Genomic DNA, 19,033 nt, shown 5'->3' on the forward strand with positions numbered 1-19,033 from the left:
ATCCGGCTTATTCAGCCGCAGCACTCCGAAATAGTGAGTTCCAGGTCCTTCAACATCTGCCAGTCTTCATCCGCCGGTCGGCCGGTGGTGGTCAGGTAGTTTCCAATCATGGTGCCGTTAGCACCCGCAAAGAATATCCACGACTGCAGATCCCGCAGGTTCTTCTCCCTGCCGCCGCAAACGGTGATCCTCTTTGTCGGCAGAATGAGGCGGAACAGGGCGATCGTCTTGAGGCACTCCAGCGGAGCCAGGTTGGAAGCTCCGGCTAGTCTCGTTCCTTCTATGGGGTTGAGGAAATTTATCGGCACCGAATCGACACCAAGTTCAGCCAAAGTCATTGCAAGCTCCACGCGTTGAGCCGGAGACTCACCGAGGCCTATTATTCCTCCGCAACAGACCTTCATGCCTGCCCGTTTCGCGAGGACCACAGTATCCACATCTTCTTCATAATCATGGGTGGTGCACACCTGGGGGAAGAAGCTGCGGGCGGTTTCAAGGTTATGGTGATAGGTTTCTACACCTGCCCCCCTAAGAGCTACCGCCGTTTGCAAGTCGATGATACCGAGAGAACAGGATGGAGTGATGGCCGTTTCTGTCTTGATCCTGCGGACGGCCCGGCAGATCCTGTCCAGTTCCTCCCCCTTTTTGATGCCGCTGCCGCTGGTGATAATGCCGTAACAGGAGGAACCATTTCTCTGTGCCTCCACTGCGCATTTCACCATCTGCTCTTCATCAACCAGGGGATACACCGGGGCGTCAGTCGCATGGTGCGCCGATTGCGCACAGAAAGAGCAGTTTTCGGAACAGCGCCCGGACTTGGCGTTGATGATTGAACAGAGATGAATCTGGTCACCGACGAAATGCTGCTTTACCCGGCTTGCCGCCAGAAAAAGAGCAAAAACTTCGTTTCCGGAAGCGTTAACGAGAGTCAGCGCCTCCTCCTCCGTAATTTTTCCGCCGGCAATGATCCGGGTGGCGATTGTGTCTATTGTTGCAGTCATGATTTCCTCCGAACCTGGAAATATCATACGGCTGGGATGATTGTCAACCGAAGCGATCAGATTGGTTGACAATGGGTGCGAAAAACTGGAAGGGATGGGGTCTTCAGGGAGTATCAGCTGATGACGACGCGGCGACCCTCTACATGCAGACGGCCTTCAGCGAAAAGCCTGACGGATTCCGGGTAGATCCGGTGCTCCTCGACGAGAATCCGTGTGGAGAGTGACTCTTCCGTATCTTCCGGGAGGACGGGAACCGTTGCCTGCAGGATGATCGGGCCGGTATCGGTGCCTGCATCTACGAAGTGGGTGGTACATCCGGCCACCTTTACTCCGTAGTCCAAGGCTTGCCGCTGGGCGTGTATGCCGGGAAAGGCGGGGAGAAGCGCGGGGTGTATGTTCATAACTGCATGCTGAAAGGCGTCGAGAAAAACGGGTGTGAGTATACGCATGAAGCCGGCCAGCACGACGAGTTGGACGTCGTGCTCCCGAAGCGCCTCTACGAGAGCTGCATCGTATGATTCTCGCCCGGAATGGATACGGTGGTCCATGTGAAGTGCGGTAATGTTGTGTCGCCGCGCCCGCTCCAGGGCAAATGCACTCACGTTGTTGCTGATCACGCATGATATGCGTGCCGGCAGTACACCTTCCTCAATCCGGTCTATGATAGCCTGAAGGTTCGAACCATTCCCGGAGGCGAGGACTCCTATGGAGAGAGTTTTCCCCATGATCACACCAGTTCCACCGATTCCTTGCCCGCAGCACATTTGGCGATCTCCCCGATAACGAATGCCTGCTCGTTTAATCCGGAGAGTCGGATGAGGATCTCGTCAGCTTCACTTTCGGGAACCGAGAGCACCATGCCTATGCCGCAGTTGAAGGTGCGGAACATTTCCGGTTCAGCGACGTTACCGGCTTCCTGGAGGAGCCTGAAGATAGGGGGAATGTCCCAGCTTTTCCTGTGAATGACAGCCTTGCAGCCCTTGGGCAGCACACGCGGTACGTTTTCCAGCAATCCGCCGCCGGTGATGTGAGCCACGCCGTTAATGCGGAAGTCTCGACGCAGGTTGAGGATGCTTTTAACGTAGATCCTGGTGGGAGTCAGGAGTTCCTCGGCGACCGTCTTGCCGAGTTCTGGAATCTGAGCGTCGATGGCGAGCCCCATCTTCTCGAAAATGATCTTCCGGGCAAGTGAGTAGCCGTTGCTATGGAGCCCGCTCGACGCGATACCGATCAGCTTGTTTCCGACGGTGATGGTAGAACCGTCGATAATGTTGTCCCGCTCTACGACACCCACAGTGAAACCGGCAAGGTCATATTCTCCCTCGCCATAAAAACCGGGCATTTCTGCGGTTTCCCCGCCGATGAGTGCACATCCGGCCAGGACGCATCCTTCAGATATACCCTTCACCACGAGCGCCGCTTTCTCAGGGTGCAGCTTTCCGGTGGCGAGGTAATCAAGAAAGAAGAGGGGCTCAGCACCCTGGACGACGATATCGTTGACACACATCGCCACCAGGTCGATCCCGACCGTTTCGTGCCTGTCCGCCATGAAAGCGATCTTGAGCTTCGTGCCGACGCCATCGGTGCCGGAAACGAGCACGGGGTTTTTGTACTTGTTGGTATTGAGGGAAAAGAGGCCTCCGAATCCACCGATGTCGGCTATGACTTCCGGCCGAGATGTGGCCTTCACGAGAGGCTTGATCAGTTTTACGAATTTGTTGCCGGCGCTGATGTCTACACCGGCTTCTTTGTATGTGGTTCCGGATTTTATCAAGGTTTATCCTCCTGTACAGAACTGATGTTTTTAAACCATAGGCTCGCAAAAGTCAAACCCATTATCCCTAGGAAAAAAGAGTTTACAAGGGCTGAGCCTTTGCATATGATACCGGCGGAATGAAGGGGATGCTCTCGCAGATAACCATCTGTCCTATGTCCGAGGAAGATCTGAATGATGTCCTCCTCATAGAAGCGGCTTCATTCCCCCACCCGTGGAACAGAACACATTTCCTGGATGAACTTAAATCACCCCATAGCTTCCCTCTGGTCGCTTTTGACGCCGGCGGACGGGTCGCCGGTTACATCTGCGCCATGCAGGTGCTCGATGAGGGGCACATACTTGATGTTGCTGTTCGCCCCGACCTGCGGGGCTGCGGAATAGGACGGCTTTTGGTGGAAAAGGTTCTCGGCATGTGCCGCCAGTCAGGAGCGGATTACGTCTCTCTTGAAGTGCGTCCTTCCAATCTTGCAGCTGTCGAACTTTACCGGCGGATGGGCTTCATCGTCACGGGGCGGCGGCCGCGTTACTACCATGACGGTGAGGATGCCCTGTTGATGGAGTTCATCTTTGGAGATAATGAGGAAGAAGGCGATGCAGTTTAAATCGATGGTCATCTCAAACCATGAAGTTTCACCGGGATACTACCGTATGCGCCTCACTGCACCGCGGGAGATGCGGGAAGCCAGTCCCGGGCAGTTCGTGATGGTAAAGGTGCATGACGCCATCGATCCGCTGCTGAGGCGACCGTTCGGAATTTTCGATGTCGGAGTCATTCCCGCGGAATACGACGGGTGTGAACCTCAAACCTACCTTGAGATGCTCTACCGGGTTGTGGGGAAGGGTACCGCCATGATGTCGTCGCTTCATCACGGGGACCGCCTCGACCTGCTGGCTCCTTTGGGAGCTGGTTTTGTACAGGGAGATCCTGCAGAGGAAAAGGTCCTTGTCGGTGGAGGCATTGGTCTTGCCCCGCTCTACTATCTGGCAAAGGAGATGGTGCAGCATTCGCGGGTTCGTCTTTTTATAGGCGGACGGACACGGGAAGACATCCTCTGCGTCACCGAATTCGAACGCCTCGGCATAGAGACCTACGTTTCGACCGACGACGGCACTCTCGGTGCCAGCGGACTCGTCACTGATGTGATGGAGCGCCATCTGACGGAGAATCCCGGACCGAAGACCATCTTTGCGTGCGGTCCGATGCCGATGCTTAAGGCTGTCGCCCAAATCGCTGGTCGGCGCGGAATAGCGTGTCAGGTCTCCCTGGAAGCGTATATGGCGTGCGGCATGGGAGCCTGTCTCGGCTGTGTGGTAAAGGGGCGCGAACACGCGGAAGGGCATCCTGATTACCGGTGTGTCTGCAAGGATGGCCCGGTATTTGATTTTGAACAGCTCCTCTGGATCTGACCGGATAAAAAACAATAGCGGAGAAAGACATGACCAGACCGGACATGTCGGTGGAGATAGCCGGCATCAAGCTGCGTAACCCCGTACTGACCGCATCCGGAACATTCGGATACGGCGAGGAATTTGCGGAATACCTCGATCTTGAAGCAATCGGCGCGATCATCACGAAGGGGCTCTCCCTGAAGCCTCGCGCGGGCAACCCTACTCCGCGTATCGTAGAGACGCCAGGAGGCATGCTTAACGCCATAGGGCTGCAGAATGTGGGGCTTGATGCTTTCATCGAGAAGAAGACTCCATTTCTGCGCACTGTATCGACGCCAGTTATTGTGAACATGTTTGGCAACACCGTGGAGGAGTATGCGGAGCTTGCGGGGAAGCTGGACCGGGTACCGGAGGTCGCGGGGATCGAGGTGAATATCTCCTGCCCCAACGTGAAGCAGGGAGGGATCGTTTTCGGCACTGATCCGAAGGCTGCTGCAACTGTGGTGACTGCTGTCCGCAAGGAATCGACCAAACCGGTGATAGTGAAACTCTCCCCAAATGTGACGGATGTGGTGGAAATGGCCAACGCCTGCGCTGAAGCCGGGGCGGATGCGCTATCTCTCATCAATACCCTTACCGGTATGGCGATAGATCTTCGCAGCCGCCGGCCTGTTCTTGCCAATGTCACCGGTGGGCTCTCCGGTCCCGCCATCAAGCCCGTCGCTCTGCGAATGGTATGGCAGGTGGCGAAGGCTGTAAAGGTGCCTGTTATCGGGATAGGCGGGATCATGACTGCCGATGATGCTCTTGAATTCATCCTTGCAGGAGCTACTGCCGTCCAGGTCGGAACGGCTAACTTTCTAGATCCCTCAGCCGCGGCAACTATTGCATGCGGAATGGAGCACTATCTGACTGAGAACGGAATCGGGACAGTTAAAGAACTGATCGGGGCACTCCAGCTTTAAAGCAACGACTGAGCATATATACTGAAAAGGCGGGTTTCCCCCGCCTTTATTCATTTAGAGCGGGAATCTAATGGAACAGTGGCAGGAAGCGGTAAAGGAAAGTATTGTCGACGTGGAACGCCTTGCCGCGCGTTTCTCCGTCGATCCTGAACCGCTTCGCACTGTTGCCGCCACCTACCCGCTACGGATCACTCCTCACTATCTGAGCCTCATCGAGCAGGCGGGAGACCCGATCTGGCGCCAGTGTATCCCTGACGTGCAGGAGTTGGCCGACGATGGCCTGTTGGCGGACCCTCTCGACGAAGAGAATCTGAGTCCGGTGCCAGGCCTCATTCACAGGTACCCTGACCGTGTAGTGCTCCTTGCTTCGTTGAACTGCGCGGTCTACTGCCGCTTTTGCATGCGAAAGCGCCGTGTGGGGCTGGATGTCGAATGCGCCCGCTCGGTCGATGAGGCCATCACTTACATCGCAGAATGCGGACGTATCAGGGATGTGCTCATTTCAGGAGGGGACCCGCTTCTTCTGGACGATGAGCGGCTAGAGCAGATTCTTGCGCGGTTGCACGGGATTCCGCACGTCGAGATGATACGTATTGGAACGAGAGTGCCTGTTACCTTGCCGGAGAGAATAACAGAGGGGCTATGCCGGATGCTGAAGCGCTATCATCCGGTGTACATAAATACCCATTTCAATCACCCGCTGGAAATTACTCCGGTATCCGCTAAAGCCTGCGCAATGCTTGTCGATGCAGGCGTGCCCTTGGGAAACCAGACGGTACTGCTAAGGGGGGTTAACGACGATTGTCAGACAATGGTCCGGCTCATGCGCCGGCTTCTCGAGATCCGAGTTCGACCCTACTACCTGCATCAGATGGATCTAGTGAGGGGGACGGGGCATTTCCGCACCAGCGTCCGCAGGGGTCTGCAGATCATGGAGTCGATGCGTGGGCACATTTCGGGCCTAGCAATTCCTCACTACGTGATCGATTTGCCTGGAGGGAAAGGGAAGGTACCGCTGTTGCCGGGACAGGTAGACATGCGAGGAAACCTGCTCCAGCTGCGGACGTACCGTGGGGAGGTAGTCACTTATTCCGACCTCTCGGACCAGGAGTTATAGTTCTTCCGGTGTAAAGGCAACCACCTCGTCGATTGTTTGTTTATCGAGAAGCACCATTACGAGCCGATCAAGGCCGAGAGCGATCCCGGCGCTTGGAGGCATGAGATCCAATTCCTCCAGAAACCGCTCCGGCATAGGGGAGGGGGGTGCCCCACGGGATTCCTTTTCCGATGCTGCCTGTAGAAATCGTGCACGCTGTTCCTGGGCGTCTGTTAATTCCGAAAAACCGTTGGCAAGCTCGATTCCCGCTATGTACAGTTCAAACCGCTCCGCCAGTGTCGAGTCATCTGATTTCAGCCGAGCCAACGCTCCCCGCTCCGCAGGATAATCCAGAAGAAAAACAGGCTTATCGATTCCCAGTTGTGGCTCTATATGGGATATCATCAGCTCGTCGAACCGGTCTTCATCGAGAGCCTGTTCCATCGAAATATTAGTATGCCTCAGGAACGCCTCGCGCACTGACAACCGCTCCCAAGGCGAAGTGAGCGACACTAGCGTTTCTCCGATGTTGATGGTGTCGCCCGTCTTCAAGGATCCGGCGACTCTCCGTATAAGACCTTCGCAATCCTTCATCAAGTCCCGGTAGTCGCCCATCCCCCGGTACCACTCCAACATGGTAAATTCTGGCAGATGCCTGATTCCCCGTTCTCCGCCACGCCAGCAGCGGCAGACCTGGAATATCTTCTGATACCCGGCTGCCAGCAATCGCTTCATACAGAGTTCCGGTGAAGTGTGGAGGTACCATCCTTCACTGGTGACTGGGTCGATGTGAGATTCAGGCGCAGGTGCAGGAATGCGAAGGGGGGTCTCCACTTCGAGAAACCCCCCTTCTATGAAAAATCGCCGTATTTCCTGAATTACTTGCGCCCGCGCCGCAAGTGCCGGTGCCCGGCGGCGGAGGTGCCAGTTTTTCATCATCTATCCTTTGACGCGCGTCGAGTACTCGCCGGTGCGGGTATCGATGGTGATCAGTTCACCTTCCTCGATGAACGGGGGTACGCGGAGCACGTATCCTGTTTCAACCGTAGCCGGCTTGGAGTCGCTCCCTGAAGTGTCACCCTTGACCCAGGGGTCGGTCTGAACTACTCTCAGATTCACAAAATTCGGAAGGTTGATGCCGATAGCCTTCTCCTTGAACAGGAGCACATCTGCAGAAATATTGTCGACCAGGTAGTTTTTTGCATCTCCCATAGCATCTTCGCCGATGGAGATCTGCTCGTAATTCTGGTTGTCCATGAAGCAGTACATATTGTCCTCTTTATAGAGGAACTGCATGGTTCTTTCTTCCAGATGGGCAGGTTCGAAGGTCTCGCCGGATCGGTAGGTCCTGTCGAGTATGGTGCCGTTGATCATGTTACGCATCTTCGTGCGGTATAGAGCCTGACCCTTTCCGGGTTTTGCAAAATCGAAGGCGATAACGACGTAGGGGTCGCCGTCGAGAGTTATTTTCAATCCTTTTCTGAGATCCGCAACAGTGTACATGTGCTAACGTTCCTTTTTCTAGTTGATGGTGATAGACCTGCAGAGGCACTTACGATGCCACTGCCGGACTGCCCATGAGGCAATTTCAATGGTCAGAAAATTCCTGCATTCGATGGTAGTGAAAGAGCTGAAAGTCCTGGGCAGGCTTCCTATTTTACACGGTAGGTAATACGGCCCCTGGTGAGGTCATACGGAGAGAGTTCTACGGTCACTTTGTCTCCAGGAAGTATTTTGATGAAATACTTTCTCATTTTCCCGGAGATATGGGCAAGGACGACATGATCGTTTTCCAGCTTAACCCGGAACATTGCATTGGGCAACGGCTCTATCACCGTGCCTTCGACTTCAATTGCTTCTTCCTTACTCATGACGACCCCGACAGATATTTATATATTATTTTCCTCTAAAACTGGGTAACTTTACCGGGGTTTGTATAAAAATGCAAGCACGATTTGACTACCAATCACACTGTAGTCGCTATTCAAAAGGAGTTGAGCGCCAATCGGCAAGGGGAAGGGTGGGTGGATGGCTTTAGAATTACCTTTACAAGTACATGATATCCGTATTATTTTCAGCGAGGCAGCAATTGCGAGGACACAGAATCACATGGAAATCGTTAAAGCACTCTCCCTTAAAAATGGCCTGAATCTTCGCTTTATTAACCGGAGTCGGCGCTATTACGACGATTATTATAATGTACGCATCGAGGTGGAGTGCGATGTTCCGGTTTTCCTCGCCGAAGCTGCAGATGTGAAGCCAAGCACACTATCCGGCCCGAACCTCACCTACCGGCGGAATATCGAGAAGATGGGTGTACCCTCGGCCGAAGTCTCTTCGGTCATTTGCCTGCTGATTGACCAGTTTGAACAAAATGCTCTCTCCTATCTTGCGGCACCTTCCTTTCCAGTCAAATTCATACGCACAGAACTGGCGAAAATGGAAAAACATCTCGGTCGCAAAGGCAGTACCTGCCCGTTCTGATGACTCCCAAATCACTCCAGATAGAAAAAATGGCCTTTGGCGGTGCCGGATTTGGCCGCTACGATGGAAAGGCGTGCTTCATCCCCTATACAGCGCGTGGGGATGTCATTGAGTTTGACGTAGTCGCGGACAAAAAATCTTACCTGTCCGGAAAGTTGCGGGACATCGTTCTACCTTCCCCGCTGCGAGTCACGCCCCCTTGCCCGGTCTTTGGCGCATGTGGCGGTTGTCAGTGGCAGCACCTCCCATATTCGGAACAGCTGAATAGCAAGCAGGAGATATTCACGGAACTTCTTACCCGAATTGCGCGGTTGGAGCCTGAGGTGATAGAACCGATAGTCGGTTCTACGGAGCAGTTCGGATACCGGACAAGGATTCAGTTGAAGGTGCGTTATATTTCGGGGGTGCTTCACCTGGGCTTCTATCGTGCTGGCTCCCATTTTGTTGTCGATATACCTGAACACTGCCCGATAACCCGGCTACCAATCAACCGGCTCATCCCTCGATTGTATGGGCTTCTATCCACCCTTCCGGAGCCTGATAAAGTTCCTCAGGTGGATGCTGCTGCAGGAGAAGACGGCCGTGTCCTCCTCACCTTCCATTACATCGGCGGCCGTCTCGATGAAACAATTTCATTTCTGGAAAAGAATTCTCACGCGCTTCCGGAAGTAGAAGGAATTTGGCTCCAGAGTGGCAGAAAGGCTTCGCTGGTTCATGTTACGGGAGGAACTGCCCTTTCTTACTGTGTGCCAGATTCAGCGGGGCGTATTTTGCGTCTTATTTTCAGCCGTGGAGGTTTTTCCCAGGTAAACCTTCAGCAGAATGTAAAGCTGGTCGAGACTGTGCTCGAGTGGCTTCAGGACCGCCGTCTCGGACGCGTCCTCGATATATTCTGTGGGAACGGCAATTTTTCTCTCCCCCTTGCTTCAGCTGCGGATGCCATTCTAGGTATAGAAGGTTATCAACCGTCCATTGATGATGCCCGTGAGAACAGCCTAAAAAACGGAATTCAGAATGCGGAGTATGTCTGTGCAGATGCGGCAGAGGGGATAGGCAAGGTTATCGAGCGCGGAGAGTACTTCCACACAGTGATCCTTGATCCTCCCCGTGACGGAGCGAGGGATATCGTAGCAAAGCTTATAACGCTCAAGCCGCAGGTGATAATTTATGTATCCTGTGACCCCGCCACTCTTGCCAGAGACCTTTCACTGTTGCGAAAAGGCGGGTATGCGGTCGTGAAAAGCCGGCCGTTCGACATGTTTCCACAGACCTACCACATCGAAAGTATTTCCATGCTCACTGCTGTTTCCGACGAGGAGAAGGACTATGTTTAAATCTTTTTTCGGCAAAAATTTTAAGCATTACCTGGAAAAGGGCGATAAGTACCGGGAAGCTGAGCGGTACGCCGATGCAAGACACGCTTATCTGGATGCACTGGAGAAACTGGACGGCTGCGAGGATCGCGCTGCCGCCGAGGCGCAGATAAGGGTACGACTTTCCGAAACTGGAGACTTGCTGGGCCGCCTCAACCTTCAAGAAGCAGAATTCGCCTTGAAGCAGGGGGATCTTCATCGGGCCGGCGAGTCATTGTCTTTGGTCCTGGAGCTGGCGGAGGACAAGGAATTGCGTGACAAAGCCGCTGTGCTTATGATGCGAGTCGAACGGGTTCCTGCACGACAGGAGAGGCCAGAGAAGAATCATGTTCATCATGCCGGCTGTGCAGGGTGCGCGCCTGCCCCTGGACAAGCTGAATCCCAGGGCGGCGAAAATGAAGGTCTTGCTGCTGACGACAGGTTTCTGTTTCTTATCCAGACTCTTCCCGATCCGCTTCCGGGTCGTTATGCATCAATGGGCGAGAAATTTGCACGCGCGTATCTCGCTGCTCACGAAGGAAATACGGAACTCGGTATGCAGCTATACCGTGAACAGCTCGCAGAACAGGAAAACGACATCCTCCTCTATGAGATGGCGATCCTCGATTATCGCAACGGGCACCTGGACCAGGCCGAGCGGTTTCTGCTAAGAGCCTTGGACCTCAATGCACAGAATGAACTCTGCCACCTCGGGATCGTCCAACTGCTCATAGAGAAGGGACGTGCTGCCGAAGCTGTACCTCGCCTTCGACACATGATAGATCATGGGCTGTTCAGTGAACAGGCCATCATAATGCTGGGAGATGTTTATCAGTTGCTAGGAGATGAAGCGAAGGCAATGGAGACCCTGTCGACGGCTCTTGCTGTAAAGGGAATCGCAAAAGCCGCGGCGGAACGGCTAATTCCGCTGCTTGAGGGTCAGAATCGAAGGGAAGAAGCGGCATACTTAGCAAAGAACTTTTTGAAAGGGTGTTGCTGACACCAAGGTTAGGTAGATCGGCCACTAGAAAAAGGGGGTACGAATGAACAAATCCGAACTGATTGAAGCACTGGCAGCGAAGAAGGGGCTGTCGTTCAAGAAAGCCGAAGAGATTATCAATACCATCTTCGATACTATGAGCGATGCTTTGGTTGCCGGAAATCGCATCGAGATCAGGGGGTTCGGAAGTTTCGTCGTGAACGAGTATAAATCATACACCGGCAGGAACCCTAAGACAGGTGAATCCATAGAGGTCAAACCGAAAAAACTCCCTTTCTTCAAGGTAGGAAAGGAGTTGAAGGAGCGGGTTGCAAAGGAGTGACCGACCCCCCGCGCCCGTCATAGGGGGGAGACGCACCTATTAAAGTTATTTTATTGTGTTGATTACCGGTTTTGGTTATCATGCTGGCTGCACGAAGACGAAACGTCCATGAAACATCTTTTCACGATCATCACGTTATTTATTCTCATGGTGCAGGCAGTCTTCTCCCATGCCAATCCCACAGAGACCGGCAGCACCGGTCTAATAACTGTTCCGAGTGCAGATACCCTTTCTTCGGGAAATGTGTGCATAGGAGTCTGGGGAGATGTTAGCACCACAGACGGAAACCGTATCGGGACCGTTCCGGTTGGACTGACTTTAGGGCTCGGTACGTTCTGGGAATTGTATGGCAGTTATCCGAACCTGCTCTTGAATGGGGAGGAAACCGCCTCAGCAAAGGGCAGTGCCGGACTCGGGACCAAGCTACGCTTCTACGGCAAAAGTAATTCCCCTCTAAAAATCGCCGCGGATTTGTTTGGAGAGCGGACGGTATCCGATATCCCTCAACAGGACGGCCTCACAACTCTCGGTGCGAGGCTCATAGCCTCCCTGCGAGCTGATGTTTTGGGACTCCATTTATATGGAGGGTATCGCTTCCCAGACGCCCCCCCCGGGATGTCATACGATGACGAGATCCTTTACGGCGCCGGGCTTGAATACGCCATAACCTCACGCTCGAAGCTGGTTCTGGAGATTATCGGCAATACCAACCGTGATCCCTCCCGCGACAACCTCCTGGAAGGGACGGCGGGACTCCAATACTACCTTTCTCCACACCTTACGCTCAACCTCGCAGGAGGATACGGTTTCACCTCTTCAAGTCCGGAGTGGCGCGCCATTATCGGTTTAACTACCTGCCAGGGGATCGGGACTTATATCAGGCCTATACCTCAATTAACAAAGGGACCTGGCAGTAAGAAAGAACCGGAAGTAGTGAAGCCGGTTAAAATAATTCTTCTAACTCCACTCCTCATGAATGCTGCTACTCCTGCTGCCCCCGTGAGCAAACTTGAAGTACCCGTCGATGCAGATCAGGAAGAAATATATATCCGACCGACGGCCCAGGTTGTAATTCCTCCACTACCAGGAGCCACTCTTCCAGTTCAACCCCTTCATGCACCGTCTCCGCCGTCTCAGGAACCATCGCGAAAGGAAGCGCAGCCAACGGCTCCTGAGGAAAAGGGTGCAGATCAGGAAGCGGACGCTCCTCCCGGAGAGGGCGAGTCTCCCCTCTATAGCGTTGATGTGAAGGGGGACAAGCTGGATATTGCGATCGTCAAATCGCCCGCTCCAGCAGAGAAAATGAAGGTGTACCGTAAGTTTCGATTTCCTGATATTACCTCCGAACCAAATCAGCTGGAACTATCGGCGGAGGTGAAGAAATCTCTCTCTGAAGTGGCTGAGCTCCTGCGAAGCGATAAGCAATGGGCTGTAATCCGGGTCGACGCACATACAGACGGTGTAGGATCTGCCGCGTACAACATGGATCTGTCGATGAAGCGCGCCATCGCAATCGCGAGTTATCTCACCATTAACGAAGGACTTGATCACACCAAGATTTTCATCAAGGGGATGGGCAAAACCCGGTTGATCTCCGACAATGCCACCAGCACCGGGAGGAAGGCGAATCGCAGGTTCGAGATTCTGCTGCTTGCGCCACGTAAGGCATCATAGAATCCATCTGCTCCGCCCAAGATCCAATGAATGTCAGGTCTTTTATGGTATATGTTCACGATGAGGAGGACTTACTCTAATGAAACCAATGATACTGCTTCTTCTCCTCCTGTTAAATATCGGGTGTGCACGCTTGCAGGTCATTCCGGAGCCGGGGGATGGCGCCGTACTGAACCAGGCTGAAAATTCGCAGTCCATCACGAGGGACGGGATAACGATGACGGCGAAAAATGCCGACATAAACATGTTTTCCTACAACCTGGAGGGTACCGTATCCGCGTTCTCAGTGGTGATTGATAACGGTACTGAGGCCGAAGTCGCCTTTTCCGCAGACTCCTTCCTGCTGTTGGATAACGATAATCGCCAGTACTACCCGCTCACTCCCGAAAAGGTTAAGGAGATCCTTTCTCGTGATTCCTACTACCTCATTCCCTATCCATATGTTGGATTCTATTACCTCGAAGATTACGAGAGATCTTCCTTCTACAACAGGTTCAACAGCAGTCAGCCCTATTTCTACGAAATATACCCCCAGGATATCTATACGAGGGCGCTTCCTTCCGGTACAATCATACCGAAGGCGAAGGTGTCCGGTTTACTTTATTTCAGGATCGACCTTAACGAGAAAAAGTCGGTGAAGCTTCTTGCCTACAAGCCGGGGACACCCAAATCCGCACCCCCCGACTTTGTCTTTCCCTTCAGAGTCACCAAGTAAAGCAACCCCACAGCAGGAGTATCGGTGGCGCGGGATATAGCAAGATCCCATGCTCCGATGTCAGGAGATAACATGCATCATTCCTTCCCCTGGGAGGCGCTCGGGGGACTGGGACTGTTTATCCTCGGCATGAAGTTCATGTCTGAAGGGCTCCAGAAAATTGCCGGTGAGCGTATAAGGTGGTTACTGGAGAAGATTGCCGGCAACCGTCTCAGCGCAGCTCTCGTCGGAGGATGTCTCTCCTCGTTGCTCCAGTCCAGCAGTGCCGCTTCCATAATTGTGATAGGTTTCGTGAATGCCGGCCTGATATCTCTCTATCAGGCACTGGGCGTACTCCTTGGCACCGGGATCGGCGCCACCGTCGCAGTTCAGTTCATAGCCTTTAAAGTCTCCATCTACTCCCTGCCCGTTATTTTCGTCGGGGTGCTGCTTAAATTCTTCTGTCGGCGCCGGAGGTGGGTATACCTCGGCGACATGCTGCTTGGTGCCGGACTCGTGTTTCTAGGCCTCCAGACGATGGAAAGCGGTTTTGCACCACTTAGCCACAGCACGATGGTACATGCCCTGCACAACCACCTCTTTTCCTGGCGAGTCACCGCCGTAGCTCTGGGCGCGGCACTTACCTTCCTTACGCAGTCGAGCAGCGCCGCCATCGGGGTTATTATTGCCATGGCCGGAAGCGGCATGTTGAGCTTCACTGCCGGGGCCGCCATGGTCCTCGGCGACGTCATCGGCACATCTCTCATTGCCGCAATTGCCAGCATCAGCGGAAGTCTTGCCTCAAAGCGGACTGCTCTTGTTTTCTTCCTCATCAACCTTACGGCTGTTCTGCTGGTACTTCTCTTCTTCCCGGCGTTTCTCAAACTCGTCCATATCATTTCACCAGGAACCGCCGACCTGGCTGTTCCTGGTCAATTTTCGGATACCTCGCTCGTGCGGCCCAATATTGCACGTCATCTCGCAAATGTGCATACCGTCTTCAGCTGCATCTGTCTCCTGATCTTTCTCCCTCTGGTTGGATTCCTCGCCAGGTCGGCGAGGAGCATTCTTCCTGGAAGAGAGGGGGACATGGACATCGAGCCTCGTGCCAAGTACATCGACAGCCGTGTCATCAATACTCCCACAATAGCGCTTCTGCAGGTCAGAAACGAGCTGAAGCGGATGGGGGAGATAGCCCGGTCGATGTTCGGCGAGGTGGCCGAACAGTTCTTCAGGTACGACGCCAGGAGGACAACCCGACTGAGACAGAAGGAGGAACTCCTTGATATTCTGCAGCGGGAGATTGCGGGTTTCCTCGTGCTCCTGTCGCGCCAGCCTCTCAATTCGGCGACTTCGATGCAGATCCCGGTCATGCTCCAGATGGTCACGAGCCTCGAACACATCGGTGATCAGAACGAGACCATCGTCAGGTGCCTCATGAGGAAAAAGGAGGATCGGATCATCTTTTCGGGGGCCGCAATGTCAGAACTTCGCAATCTGTCGGCGCGAGTCTCGGAGATGGTCGACTTGGCCGTGGAATCCCTCGCAGGCAACCGGCGGGTCGACGAGGGGGCTGTTCAACAGCTCAAGGATTCCCTGACGGAACAGCATGAGAATATGAAAAGAAATCATCTGTCGCGGCTCACTGCCGGCAAATGCACCGTGCTCGCCGGAGTCCTTTACAGTGACATTGCAACGGCTTTCATGAAAATTGCAGAGTATGCAGACAGCATAATGGAGATCGACAGGAGGTTTATGGATGAGTCGTCCGCTGGCGGCAATTGATCTCGGCACCAATACTGCGCGTCTCCTTATCGGCAGGTGGACTGGAAGCGAGGTGGAGCAACTTGTACTGAAACGCAGGATTACAAGGCTTGGTGGCGGGTTCAGCAAAGAGAGGGGTATCTCGCCGGAAGCCCAGATGCGAACTGTCGCGGCCATGCGTGAGTTCGCATACGATATTGCAAATCAGGGAATCCGGCAAATACGGGCAGTAGCCACGAGCGCCGTGCGCGACGCCGCTAACAGAGATGCATTCTGCAACGCCGTGCTTAAAGAAACCGGAATAAATCTGGAGGTTATCGACGGTGAAGAAGAGGGGCTTCTCACCTTGCATGGGGTCTGTTCCGGACTGGACGACCAATCGGGTAGTCTTCTGGTGTTTGATGTGGGCGGAGGAAGTACCGAGTATACGGTGTCACGTGAGCAAAGGCCGCTCTTCTCGGCGAGCCTCCCGCTCGGCGTCGTCAGGCTAACGGAAGGAAAATCCACAGCCTCTGCAATGGAGGATAAGATCGAGCGGGAACTCTCGACGCTTTCACTCAGACTCTCCGACCATGGCCTGTCCCCTCTGCCGTCAGGAACCACCCTTGTCGGAACGGCAGGCACCGCCACTACACTGGCGGCCATCAGTCTCGGTATGACCGAGTACGATTACCGGCGGGTGAATAACCACATTCTTCCCATGGAAGAGGTGCGGCGGATACTTGCCATGCTCATGCCTTTGACTCCCGCCGAAAGACTCCGGGTGCCCGGGCTCGAACCGGGAAGGGAAGACCTCATCATTGCGGGCACATTGATCGCCCTAAAGACGATGGAGCTTTTTCGGTTCGACCGTCTAAAAATCAGTGATTTCGGTCTTCTGGAAGGGGTCATGAGGAGCATGCTGCGATAGCTACATCTAACCCCGGCCCTATGCCCGCTATTCTCGAAGGGCCTCGACCATTCCTCACCTGCGACGCCGGAAGCACCTGCTGCCCCCTTTTCGCCAGCTTTAGCACCTAAACTCCCGTTTTAAAGCAGTTGACTTGATATCCCCTTTTTTGTATATTCTCGGGGCCGCTCCAAGGGGGATTTCCCCTTATTTTTTTACCTGCGAAACCCTAACCATCAAGAAACCACAAGCCACAGGAATAACAATGAAAGAAATTCTTTCCGGCAACGAAGCCATAGCCCGCGGTGCATTCGAAGCGGGTGTGAGGGTTGCCAGTGCCTATCCGGGCACACCCTCCACTGAAATACTAGAGAATATCGTCAAGTATCGTGAGATAGACGCTTCTTGGGCGCCCAACGAAAAGGTCGCGCTGGAGGTTGCTATCGGAGCCTCCTTCGGCGGCGGTCGCGCCATCGCCTGCATGAAGCATGTAGGGGTCAACGTTGCTGCGGACCCGCTCTTCACCCTGTCCTATACCGGGGTTGGTGGCGGATTCGTTCTTGTTGTTGCCGACGACCCTGAAATGCATTCCTCCCAGGATGAACAGGACAGCCGCAACTACGCCAAGTTCGTAAAGATTCCCATGCTGGAACCGTCCAATTCCCAGGAGTGCAAGGATTTTACTAAGCTTGCCTTCGAGCTCTCAGAGCAGTTCGATACTCCTGTGATGGTTCGCAGTTGCACCAGGATTTCACATGGAAAGTCGATAGTCGAACTTGCTGAGCCGGTGACAGGACTTCCTGTTCCGAAGCTTGTAAAGAATCCCTCCAAACTCGTCATGCTCCCCGGAAATGCCAGGGTTCGGCATCCTCTTGTGGAAGAGCGGGTCATTCGGCTAGGTGAATATGGGTCTAGCGCCGAATTCAACAAAACCGAAATGAGAGATACTTCCGTGGGAGTGATTACCTCTGGTGCTTCCTACAACTACGTGCGGGAAGTTCTTCCCGATGCGTCCGTCCTCAAGCTGGGTATGGTCTATCCGCTTCCCATGGACCTGATCCGGAAGTTCGCATCGGCTGTTGATAAGCTGTATGTAGTTGAGGAGCTTGATCCGTTTATAGAGGAGCAGGTTCTTGCGGCAGGCATCCCGGTGACGGGCAAGGAGATCATTCCGATCTGCGGCGAACTGACCCCCGGCCGGCTTCGGAAATCTTTCGGTATCGCCGAGGCATCCCAGCCTGCAACCGATAAGCTGCCGGGACGTCCGCCCAACATGTGCCCCGGATGCCCCCATCGCGGCGTCTTCTACACCCTCAACCAACTCAAGGCATATGTTACCGGTGACATCGGCTGCTATACCCTCGGATTCATGCCACCCCTCAATGCAATGGACACATGCGTATGCATGGGAGCGAGCATCAGCAATGCCAGCGGCATTGTTCGGGTTCTCGACGACGAGGAGAAGAAGAAGGTCGTGGCAGTTATAGGGGACTCCACCTTCCTCCATACCGGGGTAAACAGCTTGATGGAGATGGCATACAACCGTTCTCCCGCCACCGTTGTAATTCTCGATAACCGCATCACCGCTATGACAGGCCGCCAGGACAACCCAGCTTCGGGATGGACGCTTATGGATCAGCCCGCAGACGTGGTGGATCTGGAGCAGCTTTGCCGCGCCCTCGGCATCAGGCACGTCAGAGTGGTGGACCCGTTCGATCTGGAACAGACGAAGGATGTCCTTCGCGAGGAGATGAATCGCCCGGAGCCCTCGGTAGTGATAACAAATCGTCCCTGCGTTCTCGTGAAGCGGGAAGGGGTTTACACGAAGGGGATACCTCTTTCCGTCGACGAGGAGATATGCTCCGGGTGCAAGGCTTGTCTTAGGATCGGATGTCCGGCCATTGAATGGCAACCGGGAGCCGAGGGGGCCAAAGGGAAGGCGCTAATAGATCCGCTCTTGTGCAACGGCTGTGACGTGTGCCGCCAGTTGTGCAAATTCGACGCTATCGGGAGGAAGAAATGAGCGGGACAGTGACCAACGTACTTCTTGTCGGGGTAGGGGGGCAGGGAATCCTGCTCGCTTCGGAAGTCCTATCCGAAGCCTGCATGCTTGCCGGGCATGACGTTAAGAAGAGTGAGATCCACGGCATGTCGCAGCGGGGAGGGAGCGTCGTTTCCCATGTCCGTTTCGGCAAGGAGGTATTTTCCCCCATCGTTCCCGAGGGTGAAGGAGACATTCTCTTCGGATTCGAACTGTTGGAGACCTACCGTTACCTGCCGCTTCTCAAGGCAGGGGGGACCGTCGTCGCCAACGATCTGCGCATTCTCCCCCCGTCGGTCCTACTGGGGCAGGAGCAGTATCCCGACGATCTGCCGGAAAGGATAAGGGACCGGTTCCCTGACTTCCTCCTGGTGGACGGCCAGCAGCTGGCGATGGAAGCGGGGAATGTCCGCGCAGCAAACACTGTCCTCCTCGGTGCGGTGTCCAAACGGCTCGACATAGAGGAAAAACATTGGCTCGCGGCTCTGGAGAAGATGGTTCCTGCGAAGGCGCTGTCGGTGAACCTCGCTGCTTTCAATGCAGGAAGGGCTCTCTAGTTCCTGCCGATCCGTTCCACCCTGTAAT

General features: G+C 54.3%; 20 protein-coding genes. 14 read left to right on the forward strand and 6 right to left on the reverse strand.

Annotation, left to right across the window (positions count from 1 at the left end):
• Positions 1-11: 11 nt before the first annotated feature.
• From bioB to purM, 3 genes are all read right to left on the reverse strand, one after another.
• A complete protein-coding gene (gene bioB / locus CFB04_RS04970; protein ID WP_088534239.1) occupies positions 12-1,001 on the reverse strand; it encodes a biotin synthase BioB in 990 nt (329 codons plus the stop codon).
• 113 nt (positions 1,002-1,114) lie between these two features.
• Positions 1,115-1,726 (reverse strand): phosphoribosylglycinamide formyltransferase, encoded by a 612-nt coding sequence (gene purN / locus CFB04_RS04975; RefSeq protein WP_088534240.1) that lies wholly within the window; start codon positions 1,724-1,726, stop codon positions 1,115-1,117.
• 2 nt (positions 1,727-1,728) lie between these two features.
• Positions 1,729-2,775 (reverse strand): phosphoribosylformylglycinamidine cyclo-ligase, encoded by a 1,047-nt coding sequence (gene purM / locus CFB04_RS04980; RefSeq protein WP_088534241.1) that lies wholly within the window; start codon positions 2,773-2,775, stop codon positions 1,729-1,731.
• A gap of 119 nt (positions 2,776-2,894) precedes the next feature.
• On the opposite strand from purM, the gene rimI reads away from it, so the two are divergent.
• The 4 genes from rimI to CFB04_RS05000 all read left to right on the forward strand — a co-directional run bounded on the left by rimI (position 2,895) and on the right by CFB04_RS05000 (position 6,249).
• A complete protein-coding gene (rimI, locus tag CFB04_RS04985; RefSeq protein ID WP_088534242.1) occupies positions 2,895-3,380 on the forward strand; it encodes a ribosomal protein S18-alanine N-acetyltransferase in 486 nt (161 codons plus the stop codon).
• The gene (locus CFB04_RS04990) at positions 3,370-4,185 is read left to right on the forward strand and encodes a dihydroorotate dehydrogenase electron transfer subunit (RefSeq protein WP_088534243.1); all 816 of its coding nucleotides are present in this window, start codon (positions 3,370-3,372) and stop codon (positions 4,183-4,185) included. The genes rimI and CFB04_RS04990 overlap by 11 nt, the downstream gene beginning before the upstream one ends.
• Positions 4,186-4,214: 29 nt before the next feature.
• A complete protein-coding gene (locus CFB04_RS04995; RefSeq protein ID WP_088534244.1) occupies positions 4,215-5,132 on the forward strand; it encodes a dihydroorotate dehydrogenase in 918 nt (305 codons plus the stop codon).
• Positions 5,133-5,202: 70 nt separating this feature from the next.
• Positions 5,203-6,249: a KamA family radical SAM protein gene (locus tag CFB04_RS05000; RefSeq protein WP_088534245.1), complete on the forward strand. Its 1,047-nt coding sequence runs from the start codon at positions 5,203-5,205 to the stop codon at positions 6,247-6,249.
• Here the strand turns inward: CFB04_RS05000 and epmA are convergent.
• The 3 genes from epmA to infA form a co-directional block, all read right to left on the reverse strand.
• Positions 6,244-7,167: an EF-P lysine aminoacylase EpmA gene (gene epmA / locus CFB04_RS05005; protein WP_088534246.1), complete on the reverse strand. Its 924-nt coding sequence runs from the start codon at positions 7,165-7,167 to the stop codon at positions 6,244-6,246. The genes CFB04_RS05000 and epmA overlap by 6 nt on opposite strands.
• Positions 7,168-7,731, reverse strand: coding sequence for an elongation factor P (efp, locus tag CFB04_RS05010; protein ID WP_088534247.1), 564 nt, complete (start codon positions 7,729-7,731; stop codon positions 7,168-7,170).
• Positions 7,732-7,880: 149 nt separating this feature from the next.
• A complete protein-coding gene (infA, locus tag CFB04_RS05015) occupies positions 7,881-8,099 on the reverse strand; it encodes a translation initiation factor IF-1 (protein WP_088534248.1) in 219 nt (72 codons plus the stop codon).
• A gap of 157 nt (positions 8,100-8,256) precedes the next feature.
• Between infA and CFB04_RS05020 the strand changes: the two genes are divergently transcribed.
• The 10 genes from CFB04_RS05020 (at position 8,257) to CFB04_RS05065 (ending at position 19,005) form a co-directional block, all read left to right on the forward strand.
• On the forward strand, positions 8,257-8,712 hold the full coding sequence (locus CFB04_RS05020; protein WP_157698719.1) for a hypothetical protein: 456 nt from the start codon (positions 8,257-8,259) through the stop codon (positions 8,710-8,712).
• On the forward strand, positions 8,712-10,046 hold the full coding sequence (rlmD, locus tag CFB04_RS05025; protein WP_088534250.1) for a 23S rRNA (uracil(1939)-C(5))-methyltransferase RlmD: 1,335 nt from the start codon (positions 8,712-8,714) through the stop codon (positions 10,044-10,046). Before CFB04_RS05020 ends, rlmD begins: the two co-directional genes overlap by 1 nt.
• Positions 10,039-11,064: a hypothetical protein gene (locus CFB04_RS05030; protein ID WP_088534251.1), complete on the forward strand. Its 1,026-nt coding sequence runs from the start codon at positions 10,039-10,041 to the stop codon at positions 11,062-11,064. The genes rlmD and CFB04_RS05030 overlap by 8 nt, the downstream gene beginning before the upstream one ends.
• A 43-nt stretch (positions 11,065-11,107) precedes the next feature.
• Positions 11,108-11,386, forward strand: coding sequence for an integration host factor subunit beta (locus CFB04_RS05035; protein ID WP_088534252.1), 279 nt, complete (start codon positions 11,108-11,110; stop codon positions 11,384-11,386).
• Positions 11,387-11,494: 108 nt separating this feature from the next.
• The gene (locus tag CFB04_RS05040; protein ID WP_088534253.1) at positions 11,495-13,060 is read left to right on the forward strand and encodes an OmpA family protein; all 1,566 of its coding nucleotides are present in this window, start codon (positions 11,495-11,497) and stop codon (positions 13,058-13,060) included.
• A gap of 79 nt (positions 13,061-13,139) precedes the next feature.
• Positions 13,140-13,775, forward strand: coding sequence for a hypothetical protein (locus tag CFB04_RS05045; protein WP_088534254.1), 636 nt, complete (start codon positions 13,140-13,142; stop codon positions 13,773-13,775).
• Between the two features lie 72 nt (positions 13,776-13,847).
• Positions 13,848-15,539, forward strand: coding sequence for a Na/Pi cotransporter family protein (locus CFB04_RS05050; protein WP_088534255.1), 1,692 nt, complete (start codon positions 13,848-13,850; stop codon positions 15,537-15,539).
• Complete coding sequence (locus CFB04_RS05055; protein WP_088534256.1) at positions 15,514-16,428, forward strand: exopolyphosphatase; 915 nt, start codon at positions 15,514-15,516, stop codon at positions 16,426-16,428. The genes CFB04_RS05050 and CFB04_RS05055 overlap by 26 nt, the downstream gene beginning before the upstream one ends.
• A gap of 244 nt (positions 16,429-16,672) precedes the next feature.
• On the forward strand, positions 16,673-18,430 hold the full coding sequence (gene iorA / locus CFB04_RS05060) for an indolepyruvate ferredoxin oxidoreductase subunit alpha (protein ID WP_088534257.1): 1,758 nt from the start codon (positions 16,673-16,675) through the stop codon (positions 18,428-18,430).
• Positions 18,427-19,005 (forward strand): indolepyruvate oxidoreductase subunit beta, encoded by a 579-nt coding sequence (locus CFB04_RS05065; protein ID WP_088534258.1) that lies wholly within the window; start codon positions 18,427-18,429, stop codon positions 19,003-19,005. The genes iorA and CFB04_RS05065 overlap by 4 nt, the downstream gene beginning before the upstream one ends.
• The last annotated feature ends 28 nt before the right edge of the window (positions 19,006-19,033 follow it).

The sequence above is a fragment of the Geobacter sp. DSM 9736 genome (assembly GCF_900187405.1).
Classification (GTDB): domain Bacteria; phylum Desulfobacterota; class Desulfuromonadia; order Geobacterales; family Geobacteraceae; genus DSM-9736.